8 protein-coding genes and 5 pseudogenes are annotated in these 13444 nt (G+C 61.4%); all 13 read left to right on the forward strand.

Features of this window, described 5'->3' with window-relative positions; genetic code table 11:
• The first annotated feature begins 37 nt into the window (after nt 1-37).
• The 13 genes and pseudogenes from H2O14_RS21700 to H2O14_RS21760 all read left to right on the forward strand — a co-directional run bounded on the left by H2O14_RS21700 (nt 38) and on the right by H2O14_RS21760 (nt 13312).
• Nucleotides 38-784, forward strand: a pseudogene (locus tag H2O14_RS21700) (FadR/GntR family transcriptional regulator).
• Nucleotides 785-855: 71 nt separating this feature from the next.
• On the forward strand, nt 856-1761 hold the full coding sequence (gene kdgD / locus H2O14_RS21705) for a 5-dehydro-4-deoxyglucarate dehydratase (RefSeq protein WP_182829537.1): 906 nt from the start codon (nt 856-858) through the stop codon (nt 1759-1761).
• 1 nt (nt 1762) lies between these two features.
• Nucleotides 1763-2898 (forward strand): annotated as a pseudogene (locus H2O14_RS21710) (mandelate racemase/muconate lactonizing enzyme family protein).
• A gap of 1 nt (nt 2899) precedes the next feature.
• Nucleotides 2900-3778: an amidohydrolase family protein gene (locus tag H2O14_RS21715; protein WP_182829538.1), complete on the forward strand. Its 879-nt coding sequence runs from the start codon at nt 2900-2902 to the stop codon at nt 3776-3778.
• A 74-nt stretch (nt 3779-3852) separates the two neighbouring features.
• Nucleotides 3853-4827: a TRAP transporter substrate-binding protein gene (locus H2O14_RS21720; RefSeq protein ID WP_182829539.1), complete on the forward strand. Its 975-nt coding sequence runs from the start codon at nt 3853-3855 to the stop codon at nt 4825-4827.
• Between the two features lie 90 nt (nt 4828-4917).
• Nucleotides 4918-5439, forward strand: a complete 522-nt coding sequence (locus H2O14_RS21725; protein WP_182829540.1) for a TRAP transporter small permease — start codon at nt 4918-4920, stop codon at nt 5437-5439.
• Nucleotides 5439-6758 carry a TRAP transporter large permease gene (locus tag H2O14_RS21730; RefSeq protein ID WP_182829541.1) on the forward strand — a complete coding sequence of 440 codons (1320 nt, stop codon included), beginning with the start codon at nt 5439-5441 and terminating at the stop codon, nt 6756-6758. Before H2O14_RS21725 ends, H2O14_RS21730 begins: the two co-directional genes overlap by 1 nt.
• A gap of 182 nt (nt 6759-6940) precedes the next feature.
• Nucleotides 6941-7930 carry a sugar phosphate isomerase/epimerase family protein gene (locus H2O14_RS21735; RefSeq protein ID WP_182829542.1) on the forward strand — a complete coding sequence of 330 codons (990 nt, stop codon included), beginning with the start codon at nt 6941-6943 and terminating at the stop codon, nt 7928-7930.
• Nucleotides 7931-7958: 28 nt separating this feature from the next.
• The gene (locus tag H2O14_RS21740) at nt 7959-8999 is read left to right on the forward strand and encodes a substrate-binding domain-containing protein (protein ID WP_182829543.1); all 1041 of its coding nucleotides are present in this window, start codon (nt 7959-7961) and stop codon (nt 8997-8999) included.
• A gap of 64 nt (nt 9000-9063) precedes the next feature.
• A pseudogene (locus H2O14_RS21745) lies at nt 9064-10574 on the forward strand (sugar ABC transporter ATP-binding protein).
• A gap of 15 nt (nt 10575-10589) precedes the next feature.
• Nucleotides 10590-11563 (forward strand): annotated as a pseudogene (locus tag H2O14_RS21750) (ABC transporter permease).
• A pseudogene (locus H2O14_RS21755) lies at nt 11560-12431 on the forward strand (MurR/RpiR family transcriptional regulator). The pseudogenes H2O14_RS21750 and H2O14_RS21755 overlap by 4 nt, the downstream one beginning before the upstream one ends.
• Nucleotides 12428-13312 (forward strand): ribokinase, encoded by an 885-nt coding sequence (locus H2O14_RS21760; RefSeq protein ID WP_182829544.1) that lies wholly within the window; start codon nt 12428-12430, stop codon nt 13310-13312. Before H2O14_RS21755 ends, H2O14_RS21760 begins: the two are co-directional and overlap by 4 nt.
• Nucleotides 13313-13444 lie beyond the last annotated feature (132 nt).

Here is a 13444-nt window from a genome sequence, read left to right on the forward strand (position 1 = left end):
CGGGATCACGAAGCTGGGCAAGGGAGGGACGTGGCGGATGGGTCTGGATATGCGCACTGAGAAAGCTTCGGGCAGCTTGACGGCTCGGCTTGGCGACTCTCTTCGGCGGCAGATCCTGGCTGGTCAGTATCCGCCCGGCGCAAAATTGCCAAGCGAGGCGCAACTGAGCGAGGCCCACGGGGTGAGCCGCACCGTGGTGCGCGAAAGCGATCGCCAGCCTGCGCGCTGATCGGCTGGTGGAGACTCGCCAGGGTGCGGGCGTCTTCGTGCTGGAGCCGCCCCAGACGCCCGCGTCGCCGTTGCTTTCACTGCAAAATATTGATCCAGAACGTGTTTCTTCAATGATTGAAGTGCTGGAACTCAGAACCGCTGTCGAAGTCGAGGCCGCGGGACTTGCGGCTTTACGCCGATCGCCGGCGCAGGAGGAGGCCATACTGGAGCGCCACTACGCTGTCCGCGCATGTCTTGAAGCCGGCGTGCCGAGCGCCGAGGCTGATTTTGCGTTGCATCTCGCCATCGCGGAAGCAGCCAACAATCCCCGCTTCCGCGATTTCCTTGCGATGATCGGGCGCAATGTTATTCCGCGCGCGGCGCTGAGGACGGATGATTCCGAGGTCGATCAGGCTGCCTATATCAAACTGATCGACGAAGAGCATCGCGCCATTGTCTTTGCGATCTCCAATGGCGATGAGGACGCTGCGCGCGCGCAGCCATGCGCCGTCATCTGCGCGGCAGTCAGATGCGGTATCGCAATCTTCTGCGCGAAGAACGTAAACCTGTATGACAAATTATTGACATCTGTCGGGTAAACATGTAGGACAACCTTGCCGGAGGAGGCAAATAAAGGATACCTGCATGACGCCGCAAGAAATCAAGGTCGCGCTGGGCGCAGGCCTTCTGTCATTCCCTGTGACGCATTTCGACAGCGAGGGCGCGTTCAACGCCGAGAGCTATCGTCGCCATATCGAGTGGCTGTCGAGTTTTCCGGCGCCCGTCCTGTTCGCCGCCGGCGGCACCGGCGAGTTTTTTTCGCTCGCCCCGGGTGAAATTCCAGGGATCGTCCGCGCCGCCAAGGAAGCGGCAGGCGATACTGCGATCGTTTCTGGCTGCGGCTATGGAACGGAGATAGCGGTTGAAATCGCCCGCTCCGCCGAAAAGGCGGGCGCCGACGGTATTCTGCTTCTGCCGCATTACTTGATCGATGCGCCGCAGGAAGGCCTGTTTCATCATGTCCGCCGCGTTTGCCAGTCGGTCGGCATCGGCGTGATGGTCTATAACCGCGATAATTCGGTGCTCTCTGTCGATACGTTGAAGCGTCTCTGCGACGAATGCCCCAATCTGGTGGGCTTCAAGGACGGGACAGGCGATATCGGTCTCGTGCGCCAGGTGACCGCCACCATGGGCGACCGACTGACCTATCTCGGCGGCATGCCGACGGCGGAGCTGTTTGCCGAAGCCTATCTGGGTGTTGGCTTCACCACCTATTCGTCGGCCGTCTTCAACTTCGTTCCGCATCTGGCAGTGGAATTCTATGCGGCGCTGAGGGGTGGCGATCGCGCCCGCTGCGAACAGATCCTTCGCGACTTTTTCTATCCCTTCATGGCGCTGCGCAGCCGCCGCAAGGGGTATGCGGTTGCGGCCATCAAGGCGGGCGTCCGCCTGCAGGGTTTTGAGGCTGGCCGGGTTCGCGCGCCGCTCGATGACCTGACAGCCGAGGAAGAAGGCATTCTTGCGCGCATGATCGAGCCGTGGAAGCGCTGAGATGAAGATTGTCGCAGTCAAGACCCATCTGCTCGATTATAAGCTGGCGACGCCGTTTGAAAGCGCCTCCATGCGTTTTGACCGTCGCGCCCATGTGTTGGTGGAAATTGTCTGCGACAATGGCCTGATTGGCTGGGGAGAGTGCCTCGGACCTGCGCGGCCGAACGCCGCGGTGGTTGCCGCCTACACGCCTTGGCTCCTGGGCGCAGATCCTCTTCAGACCGAGAAGATCTGGGCTATGCTTTACAATGCGCTTCGCGATCAAGGTCAGCGGGGGCTAACAATCACGGCGCTGTCGGGCATCGACATCGCGCTCTGGGATATCAAGGGCAAGCATTTTAGCGTCCCTGTCTCAACCCTGCTGGGCGGTCGTTTCAGAGAAAGCGTCAGCGCCTACGCCACCGGCAGCTTCAAGCGCGATGGCGTCGACCGGGTCGAGGATAAGTCGCCGAAGTTCGCCGCTATCAATCCGAAGGCTTCTGCGCCAGCAAGATCAAGATTGGTTTTGGCGTCGAACAGGATCTCCGCGTGGTGCGCGCCGTCCGCGATGCGGTTGGTCCCGATTTCCGACTGATGGTGGACGCCAATCACGGCTATGACGCGCTGGAAGCCATCCGGTTTGGTCGCGCGGCGGCCGAGCTCGATATCGATTGGTTCGAGGAACCGGTGGTTCCCGAGCAATTGGCGGCCTATCGCGAGGTCAAGGCAAAGCAGCCGATTCCTGTCGCCGGCGGCGAGACCTGGCAGGGGCGTTTTGCGATGAAAGAGCCGCTGAAGACCCGCGCCGTCGACATTCTCCAACCCGATCTTGCCGGAACGGGCGGGTTCAGCGAGGCCAGGCGCATCGTCGATATGGCCGCTTTACATGGCGTTCGTGTCGTGCCGCATGTCTGGGGAACAGCGGTTCATATCGCGGCTGCGCTGCAATTCATGGCGGCGATGGCTCCAATTCCGGTGCGGGTCAATCCCATCGAGCCCATCCTTGAATTCGACCGCACAGACAATCCCTATCGTCAGGCGGTGGTGATGCAGCCGATCGAACACGAGGCGGGCGTGGTGCAAGTTCCCAATGGTCCCGGCCTTGGCATCGAGATCAACCGCGACGCGCTCGCCGAGTTCAAGATGGCGGAGGCCTGACATGCTGACGCGTCCCATTTCCGGCCGCAAACCGAACGTTCAATTTCCTAAAGGCGCTGTCGATGCGCAGATGCACATGTATCTTCCGGGCTTCCCCGCGCAGCCGGGCGGTCCCGACCTGCCGGTCGGCGCGTTACCGGATGCCGGGCAATATCGACAGTTCATGGCCTGGCTCGGAATTGACCGCGTCATCATCACCCAGGGCAACGCCCATCAGCGCGACAACGGCAATCTGATCGCCTGCCTGAAAGAAATGGGCGACGTGGCCCGCGGCGTGGCCGCCATCGGGGGCGATGCGGATGATCGTGACCTAGATGCGTTGTCGGCCGTAGGCGTGGTCGGCGCCCGGATCATGAACTTGCCCGGCGGCGCCGTCCGGCTTTCCGCGCTTGAGGCGGTGGATGCCCGCGCTGCGGCGCGCGACTGGATGCTCGCCGTGCAGTTCGACGGCAACCGGATAGTTGAGCATGTCGGCAGATTGCTGAAGCTCAAGTCTCGCTTCGTGATCGATCATCACGGCAAGTTTTTCGCGGGCGTTAATGTGGACGGCCCTGAAATAGCGGCCGTCAAGCGTCTCATCGACGCTGGCAATTGCTGGTTCAAATTCGCCGGCGTTTATGAATCATCCAAATCAGGCGCCCCTGATTATGCCGATGTCGCAGCCTTCTCGCTAGACATTGCCGCGCATGCGCCGGAGCGCATCGTCTGGGGCAGCAACTGGCCGCACAATCTCGCCAATACCCAGGCGGACTACCCTGACGATGCTGACCTTACTGACACCGTGCTGGGCTGGCTGCCGGACGCGGCGGCGATCAGGCTCGCCCTTGTCAATAATCCCCAGGAACTGTTCGGCCTACCGCCTTGGCAGGAGGAAGACTGACGACTCAAGCGCCTTCAGCGGAGGATCTGCGGGCGTGGACACGCCAATATTGATAGTCATAAGGAGGAGAGACCATGAATATCGCCAGAATGCTCGCACTCGCCGTCGGCGTCGCCCTCGGCTCCACACTCGCCCAGGCGCAGGAGGTCACCCTCCGCTCGGCCGATATTCATCCCGATGGATATCCAACCGTCGAGGCCGTGAAATATATGGGCGAACTCCTAAAGGAGCGCACAAACGGCCGCATCGCCATCCAGGTGATGAACAATTCCGTACTCGGCAATGAGAAGGACACGATTGAGCAGACCCGGTTCGGCGTCATCGACATGAACCGCGTAAATGCTGCGCCGTTCAACAATCTCGTGCCGGAGACTGTTGTGTTGGGCATGCCCTTCCTGTTTCGCGACACCGAGCACATGCACCATGTGGTTGATGGTCCGATCGGCGACGAAGTCCTGGCCGCCTTCGAGCCGCATGGCCTTGTCGGGCTAGCGTTCTACGATTCCGGCGCGCGCTCTTTCTACACGACAAAGAAGCCGATCAAGTCGCTGGCCGACCTCAAGGGACTGAAAATTCGCGTGCAGCAATCCGATCTATGGATCGCGATGATGCAAGCTTTCGGCGCCAATCCGACGCCCATGCCCATGGGCGAAGTCTATTCGTCGCTGGAGACCGGCGTGGTCGATGGCGCGGAAAACAACTGGCCGTCCTACGAGTCCGCCCGCCACTACGAAGTCGCCAAATATTACACGCTGACCCAGCATTCTCTGAACCCGGAAATCCTGGTGATGTCGAAGATCACCTGGGACAAGTTCTCGCCCGAAGACCAGAAGCTGATCCGCCAGGCAGCCAAGGATTCGGTCGGCAAAATGCGCGAACTTTGGACCGCGCGTGAAAAGGAATCCGAAGCCAAGGTCCGTGCGGCGGGCAACACCATCATCGAGGTCGACAAGCAGGAATTCCGCGACGCGATGAAGCCGGTCTACGACCGCTTTGTCACCGATCCAAAGATGAAGGATCTGCTCGATCGGGTTGCAGCGGTGAACTGACGCTTTGAGGATCGAGAGCCGGCGCTTCAGTTTGCGCCGGTTCTCCAGTCATGCCGGTCTTATTGAGCCTGGCTCCCCGGAGGAATTTCAATGCGGCATTTCATGTCAACCATCCGACCCCTGCTGGCCGGCCTCAGCCGCGCAGCCCTTTATCTCGCCGGCCTCGGCATCGTGGTGATGACCGTCATCATTGGCTGGCAGGTGTTTGCCCGCTACATACTCAATGACACGCCTAGCTGGTCGGAACCCTTGTCGCTACACCTGATGTCCTGGTTCATTCTGCTGGGCGCTGCCGTGGGTGTCCGCGAAAGTGTCCATCTGGGCCTCGACATCGTGCGCCATATAGCGCCGCCGATGATCCAGCGGCTGATGGATCTGGTCAGCCTGGGACTGATCGTCATATTCGGCTTCGGCATGACCTATTACGCCGTCACGCTGGCGATCGGCACCTGGAGCGCTTCCATTCCAGTGCTCGGATGGCCCGGCGGCGTTGATTTCTTTCCAATGATCGTTGGCGGCTTGCTGATCGCGATTTTCGCTCTCGAGCGGTTCATCGATGCGGCGCTCGGCCTTGAAGCAACTCCCGTTGTCGTCATGCAGGAGGTGTCTTGATGGCCTATGCAATTCTCTTCGGCTCCTTCATGCTCTTGATGACGATCGGCATGCCGATCGCCTTCTGCCTCGGCATCGCCTCGCTGGCCACAGTCTTCTATATGGGCCTTCCACCGATCGTGGTGTTCCAGCAGTTGAATTCCGGCATGAACGTCTTTGCCATGATGGCTATACCGTTCTTCATTTTCGCGGGCGATCTGATGGTGCGCGGCGGCATCGCAAGCCGTCTGATCCGCTTCGCCGCTGGCCTTGTCGGCCACCTCAGGGGCGGGCTCGGCCAGGTCAACATCGTTGCCTCGACACTGTTCGGCGGCATTTCCGGCTCGGCAGTGGCCGATGCGTCTGCGGTTGGCGGATTGATGATCCCGCAAATGGCCGCGCGGGGCTATGATCGGGGCTATGCGGTCAATGTCACAGTCAACGCCGCGATCATTGCGCTGATGATCCCGCCGTCGCACAATATGATCCTTTACTCGATCGCCGCCGGCGGCAATGTGTCCGTTGCCGATCTGTTCACCGCAGGCGTCGTTCCCGGAATTCTCCTCGCGGCGGCCCTCATGGTCACCGCCTATATCGTGGCGCGGCGGCGCGGCTATCCGTCTGAGCCATTTCCCGGCTTCTCGAAACTGGCGTTCTATCTCCTGGCTTCGTTCCCGGGACTGCTGTTGATCGCCATTATCTTTGGCGGTGTGCGCTCCGGCATTTTCACAGCCACCGAAAGCTCCTGCATCGCTGTCATCTATGCCTTTCTCGTTGCCATGCTGGTTTATCGCGAGCTGAACTGGGAAGGCTTTGTCGAGGCGGTGCTCGGCGCGGCCCGCACCACGTCCATGGTCCTGCTGGTGATCGGCACGGCCGCGTCTTTTGCCTGGCTGATGGCTTTTCTGCAGGTGCAGACGCTGATGATCGGCGCCATCGGCGCGATCTCGGATAATCCAATCATCGTGCTTCTGGTGATCAACCTACTGCTACTGTTTCTCGGCACCTTCATGGACATGGCCCCACTGGTCATCATCTCCACGCCAGTGCTCTTGCCTGTCGTCAAGGCGTTCGGCGTCGATCCCGTCCATTTCGGCGTGGTCATGATCCTCAACGCCGGCATCGGGCTTAATACGCCGCCTGTCGGAACCGTGCTGTTCGTCGGCTGCGCCGTTGGCGGCATATCGATCCGGGAGGCGATGCGAACCATCTGGCCGTTTTTCGGCGCAAGCGTTTTCGTGCTTATGCTGGTGACCTATGTTCCGACCCTGTCGCTGTGGTTACCGGCTGTTCAAATAGTGCACATCCATGCATCACACAGCTTGTGCTTCAGCCCATGACTAAGTAACGACCTTACGCTTGACGCCCCAGTGGCGATCAGAAAACCCTATCAGTCCAGCTTCTGAGGAATTAGAGGGACCGATAAACGGCTTACCCTTGTGCGCCGCAGCACATTTTTACCCTTTACAAGTACGTCCAAAATTGTGAAGTAGTGCATAACTTCACAAATGGGACGATTGCCTTGAACCCGACACGTTTCGCCACCCGCCTCAATTCCTTCGCCTCAGGCGCGCATCTGACCTGGCCAGGACAGTCCGGCAAGCCGTCCGTGCTGCAGATGGCGGAGCGGGCTGCGCGGGTTGATGGTCTGACCGACCTCGATTTGAACTTTCCGGACCATGTCGGTGAAAATCCAGCGGAACTTGCTCGAAAGCTCGGAGATCTCGGCCTTTCGATCAATGGCTTCGCCATGCGCTACTATACCAATCCCGCCTTCAAGCTCGGCGCCTTCACACATCCGGACGAGGCGGTGCGTCGCGACGCCATCGACCTCACCAAGCGCGGCATCGATGCAACCCGGGAAGCCGGCGCCAATCTGATGACCATCTGGCTCGGCCAGGATGGCTTCGATTACGCCTTCCAGGCCGACTATTCGACAATGTGGCAACACGAAGTAGACGGAATTCGTGAAGTTTGTGAACATGATCCGGACTGCCTGATTTCGATCGAATACAAGCCCAACGAGCCGCGCTCCTACAGTCTCATGCCCGATGCTGCAACGACCCTGCTCGCGATTAAGGACGTCGGCGCCGAAAATCTGGGGGTTACGCTGGATTTCGCCCATGTGCTCTATGCCGACGAGCAGCCGGCCTTTGCGGCCGCGCTGATTGCGCGTCACAGCCGCGTCCTCGGCGTTCACCTGAACGATGGTTACGCCAAGCGCGACGACGGCTTGATGGTGGGTGCCGTCCATACGCTTCAGACCATCGAACTTCTGCGCCAGATCCGCCGCGACGGCTACGACGGCGCGATCTATTTCGACACGTTCCCAGATCTTACCGGTCTCGATCCGGTCCATGAATGCGAGGTCAACATCAAGACCGTCCAGCGGATGTTGAAGGTCGTCGACCGCCTCGAGCAGGACAATCGCCTTTCCAGCGCGATTGACCGACAGGACGCCGTTTCCACGCAGGCCATCATCCAGGAGCTGATGTTCGGCGCGGACCACTGAACCAACCCAACGACCCGGGAGGAAACCCATGAAGAGATTTTTCGCCGCGGCTCTCGCCGCCACCCTTTGTGCTGGCATCGCGACGGCTCAAGACCTCAAGCCGCTGAATTCAGACTCCGAGCCCGACCGCATGGACTGGTCCGATCTCGAAGCCAAGTTCGGCGCCCTGCCGAAGCTGCCGGAAGGTCTCAAGGTCGGAGGCGTCTCCAAGACGCTGACCAACGAGTATTGGCGTTCCCTCGGTGAAGGCTACAAGCGCTTCGCCGACAAGGTCGGCGTCGACGTCGCCTATCAGGCTGCGCAGAGCGAGGGCGATCAGCTCGGCCAGCTGACGATCGCCGAAGGCATGGTGACCCAGGGTTACAAGGTGCTGCTCGTCTCGCCGCAGACCGACGCCAACCTTCAGCCGGTCATGGAGCAGGCCAAGGCCGCCAATATTCCGGTCGTGAACGTCAACGACGCAGTGATCCCGCAGGCCGAGCATTATGTCGGCAACGTCCAGCGCGACAACGGCGTCCGCGTCGCCAAGTGGTTCCTCGAGAACCGTCCCAATGGCGGCAAAGTGGCGATCATCGAAGGCCAGGCCGGCGTCTATGCGGCCGTGCAGCGCACCGACGGGTTCAAGAGCACGATCACCGAAGGCGGCAAGTTCAACGTCGTCGCCAGCGTGCCGGGCAACTGGGACCGCCAGATGTCCTATGACGCCGCCACCAACATCCTGCAGCAGCATCCGGACCTCGTGGGCTTCTATTGCAACAATGACGGCATGGCGCTCGGCGTGGTCGAAGCCGTCAAGGCGGCGGGCCTGCAGGACAAGGTGGTCGTGTTCGGCACCGACGGCATCTCGGACGCCTACAAGTCCATCGAGGCCGGCGAACTGACCGGCACCGTCGACAGCTTCCCGGTTCTGACCGGCGAGGTCGCCATGGAAGTCGCCTTGCGGCTGGTGTCCGGCCAGACGCTGCCGCGTGTTGTCGCCACGCCCCAGGCCCTGATCACCAAGGACAACATCAAGGACTATCAGGGCGGCGACGTCCGCTCCGTCCTCATGAAGGCCGCAGGCAAGTAAGGCCTCACACATGGGACGGTCGGCGTGTCAGCCGACCGTCCAAACACTGGGAGGATTGAGTTTCATGGTTGCTGCAAGACTGGCGTTTGAAGGCATTTCGAAAGCGTTTCCAGGCGTCAGGGCGCTATCGGACGTCTCTTTCGAAGTCCGCCCGGGTGAAATCCATGCCTTGCTGGGTGAGAATGGCGCGGGCAAGTCCACGCTGCTCCGCATCCTCTCGGGCGTCTTCCGCCCGACGGAAGGCGATGTGAAGGTCGATGGCGTGGTGCAGACGCTCCGCAAGCCCGAAGACGCCCGGCGGGCGGGCATCGCCATGATCCATCAGGAACTGCAACAGGTGCCGCATCTGACGGTGGCCCAGAACATGTTCCTCGGTCACTCCCTGAAGCGCCTCGGCGGTCTGTTGGTCGATCGCCGCGAGCAGGAACGCCGCGCCGCCGAAGCGCTGGCCATGATCGATCCGACGATCGATCCAGCCGCCCCCATTTCGACGTTGAAGGTTGCGCAGCGCCAGGTCGTCGAGATCGCCCGCGCGCTGCTCGACAAGGCCAAGATCATCGCGATGGACGAGCCGACATCGAGCCTGACGCCCAGCGAGTTCGACCGGCTCGCCGAGGTCATCGTGCGGCTTGCTGCGAGCGGCGTCTCGATCATCTACGTCTCGCATAAGATGGACGAAGTTTTCCGGGTGTGCGAGCGCGCGACCGTGATGCGCGACGGCAAGGTCGTCGGCATGGGCGTCGATCTCAGGACGACCGCGCAGCGCGATGTCATCGCCATGATGGTGGGCCGCGAACTGCTATTGGAAGAACATCACTCGCACGCCACCGCCGCAGTCTGCCTGGAGGCGCGAAACCTCACCACGCACCGTGTTCGGGATGTGTCCTTCACCCTACGCAAGGGGAAGTCCTGGGGGTGGCGGGCCTGGTCGGCTCCGGCCGCACCGAACTCCTGCGGGCGATCTCCGGGGCCGACAGGGTGACATCGGGGTCAGTGACGGTCGACGGAGCGCCGCTGACGCTTTCCAATCCACGCGCGGCCATCGCCGCGGGGATCGGCCTGCTTCCCGAGGAGCGCAAGCGCGAAGGCATTATTCCCGGCCGGTCGGTGACGTCGAACATGGCGCTGCCGTCGATGGCGCGCTTCTCACGGGCGGGCATCATCAATCACCGCAAACTCAACCGGACGGCCGAGAACCTTCTCAAGCGCGTCAACCTCAGGCCGTTCCTGCTCGATCGGCAGATCAAGCTGTTCAGCGGCGGCAATCAGCAGAAGGCGATCATCGCCCGCTGGCTCGCGGCCGGCTCGCGCATCCTGCTGTTCGACGAACCGACCCGCGGCATCGATGTCGGCGCGAAGTCCGAAATCTACCATCTGATCGAAGATCTCGCGAAGGAAGGACATTCGATGATCGTGGTGTCGTCGGAACTTCCGGAAGTGATGAGGGTGGCGGACCGCGTGCTCGTGATGCGCGACGGGGCGATCGTGGCGGAACTCGGCCGCGATCAACTCAGCGAAGAAACAATCGTCTCCCATGCCGTCGGCAACACCGGCAGCCGCGTCGGCGCGGCATAACAGGAACTTTACATCATGTCAGACATATCCCAGAACGCTGCAGCGTCATCATCCCGGTTCCTCGGATCGCTGTCGTTGCGCGACGCCGGCACGCTGATCGGATTGGTCGCCATCGTGGTGATCTTCGGGTTTCTGGCGCCGGATTTCCTGTCGCAACGCAATCTGCTGAATATTCTCCAGCAATCCAGCATCAACGCCTGCCTGGCGCTGGGAATGACCCTGGTGATCATATCCGGGGCATCGACCTTTCGGTCGGGCCGACCGCGGCCATCGCCGCCGTCGTCACGGCCACGCTGCTGGTTGCGGGCGTTCCGATCCCGCTCGCGATCCTCGCCGGCCTCGGCATCGGCGTGTTGTGCGGGCTGGTCAATGGGGTGCTCGTCGCCTATGCCGGTCTCCAGCCGTTCATTGTGACGCTCGGCACGCTCTCGACCTACCGCGCCATCGCGCTGATCTATACGGGCGGCAATCCTGTGCTCGGCGTTCCCCAGGGATTCCGCACGCTGTTCAACGGGTCGGTTGCCGGGATTCCGAACTCGGTCATCATGGTGGCCATCGTCGCGCTCCTCGCCTGGATCCTGCTGAAGAAGACGCCGCTCGGTGAATATCTGCTCGCCGTCGGCGGCAATGAGGAGGCGGCTTATGTCGCCGGCGTGCCGATCGCGATCACCAAGATCACCGCCTATGTCATTTCAGGCGTTCTCGCCGCGCTCGCCTCGATGGTCCTGATCGGCCGTCTCGGCGCCGCCGAACCGATCCTCGGAAATCTCTGGGAACTCGATGCGATCGCCGCAGCGGCCATAGGCGGCGCGTCCCTCATGGGAGGCAAGGGCAGCGTGATCGGCACGCTGCTGGGCGCGATCATTCTCGGCGCGATGCGCAACGGATTGACGTTGATGAACGTCCAGGCCTTCTATCAACTTCTCGCCACCGGCCTTATTATCCTTGTCGCGATGATGATCGATCGCGTCACAAGGGGACGGGGATGAATTCAGCAGATGACCTCAAGGCGGTGGGCCCGCGCATCCGAATGATGATGCCGAAGCTCACCCCCTCGAGGCGCGGGTGGTGGAGACGGTGTTCGGCTTGAGAGACTTCTCGGAGGACACCGCTCTCAAGGATCTGGCGGCGGAGGCCGGCGTGTCCGAAGCGATGGTGGTCAAGATCACCAAGAAACTGGGCTTCAGCGGCTATCGTGAATTTCGCACCGCCGTGTCCAGCTATATCAGGCTGCCGACGGCGGAAATGCATCAGGAGCTCTCGGCGGAGGACAGCACCCGGGAAATCATCCAGAAGGTTTTCCGCACCTCAATCAACGCGCTGGAGGAGACGCTTTCCATTCTCGACGTCGAGGGCTTCGATCGGGCCGCCGACCTCCTGGCGAAGGCTCGGCAGATTGACTTTTACGGCGTGGGCGGATCCGCCCAGATCGCGCGCGACGTGGCGCACAAATTCCTGAGGATCGGGGTTCGCGCCAATGTCCAGGATGACTCGCATATGATGCTGATGTCGGCCTCGCTTTTAGGAACGGACGACGTGGCTATCGGATTTTCCCATTCCGGCAACACCACGGCGGTGATCGATGCGATCCAACTCGCGCGGAAAAGCAGCGCGCGGACAATCGCCATCACCAATTACGGCGGTTCGGCGCTGGCCCAGATCGCCGATATCGTGCTCTGTTCGACGGCGCAGGGATCTCCCCTGATGGGCGAAAACGCTGCCGCGCGCATTGCGCAACTCAACATTCTCGACGCGCTGTTCATGGCGGTCGCGCAAAGAAATTATGAAGCGGCGGAGCGAAATCTCGAAAAGACGATGTCCGCCGTCGCATCCAAACGCAAGGACAAGTTTCCATGACCACGCACACGCCCTCCGTCGTCGTTTTCGGCAGCCTGCATTACGACATCATGGTGCACGGCCCGGCGCGCCCGCGCAAAGGCGAGACGGTCACGGGCAGCAGCTGGCGGCCGAAATGCGGCGGCAAGGGCGGAAACCAGGCGGTTTCCGCTGCAAAGGCTGGCGTGCGTTCGCACATGATCGGCGCCGTCGCCGATGACGATTTCGGCCGCGCCCTCATCGACAACCTCGCTGAGCGCAATGTCGACCACCGTTTCGTGAAGCGGGCCCACGGCGTCGGAAGCGGCATGAGCGTCGCGATCTTCGACAGCGAGGGCGACTACGGCGCGGTGATCGTCTCGGGCAGCAATCTGACGCTCGGCCAGGCAGACGTCGATGCGGCGCGTGAAGTCTTCACTCCGGGCGCCGTTCTCGTCTTGCAGAACGAGGTGCCCGATCACGCAAACGTTTCTGCCGCGCGGGCAATGAAGGCTGTGGGTGGTCGTGTCATCCTCAATGCGGCGCCTGCGCGCCCGCTGTCTCAAGACCTTGAGCAGCTGGTGGACGTGCTGGTCGTCAACGCCATCGAAGCCGAACAACTGGCCGAGACGCCGGTGGTCGACACATTGGCGGGCGCGCTGGGCGCCGCAAGGTTGTTGGCGCAGACTTTTCCGATCGTCGTCGTCACAGCGGGCGGCGAAGGCGTCGCCTGCGCGACCGGGGCAGGGGAGGAGTTTTCCCTTGAGGCCATGAATGTCAAAGTAGTGAGCACGCATGGAGCGGGCGACGAGTTCACCGGGGTTCTCGCCGCTGAGCTCTCTCGTGGAAGCGATATTCGCGTCGCGTTGGAAGCCGCTAATCAGGCGGCGGCGATTCTTGTAAGTACACCGACGTCCGACTGAAGGTCCGCCGGCATTTGACGCAAACGCCGCCTGAATTCGCCAATACCGTTTAAGTCATGCTACTCCAATATGGAGCGGTTGTGGCGATGGGTTTTGATGCACCCGTAGATTAGCTCGCCATTCCCTCCGCTT

It is taken from the genome of Rhizobium sp. G21, assembly GCF_014158035.1.
Taxonomy (GTDB): domain Bacteria; phylum Pseudomonadota; class Alphaproteobacteria; order Rhizobiales; family Rhizobiaceae; genus Rhizobium_E.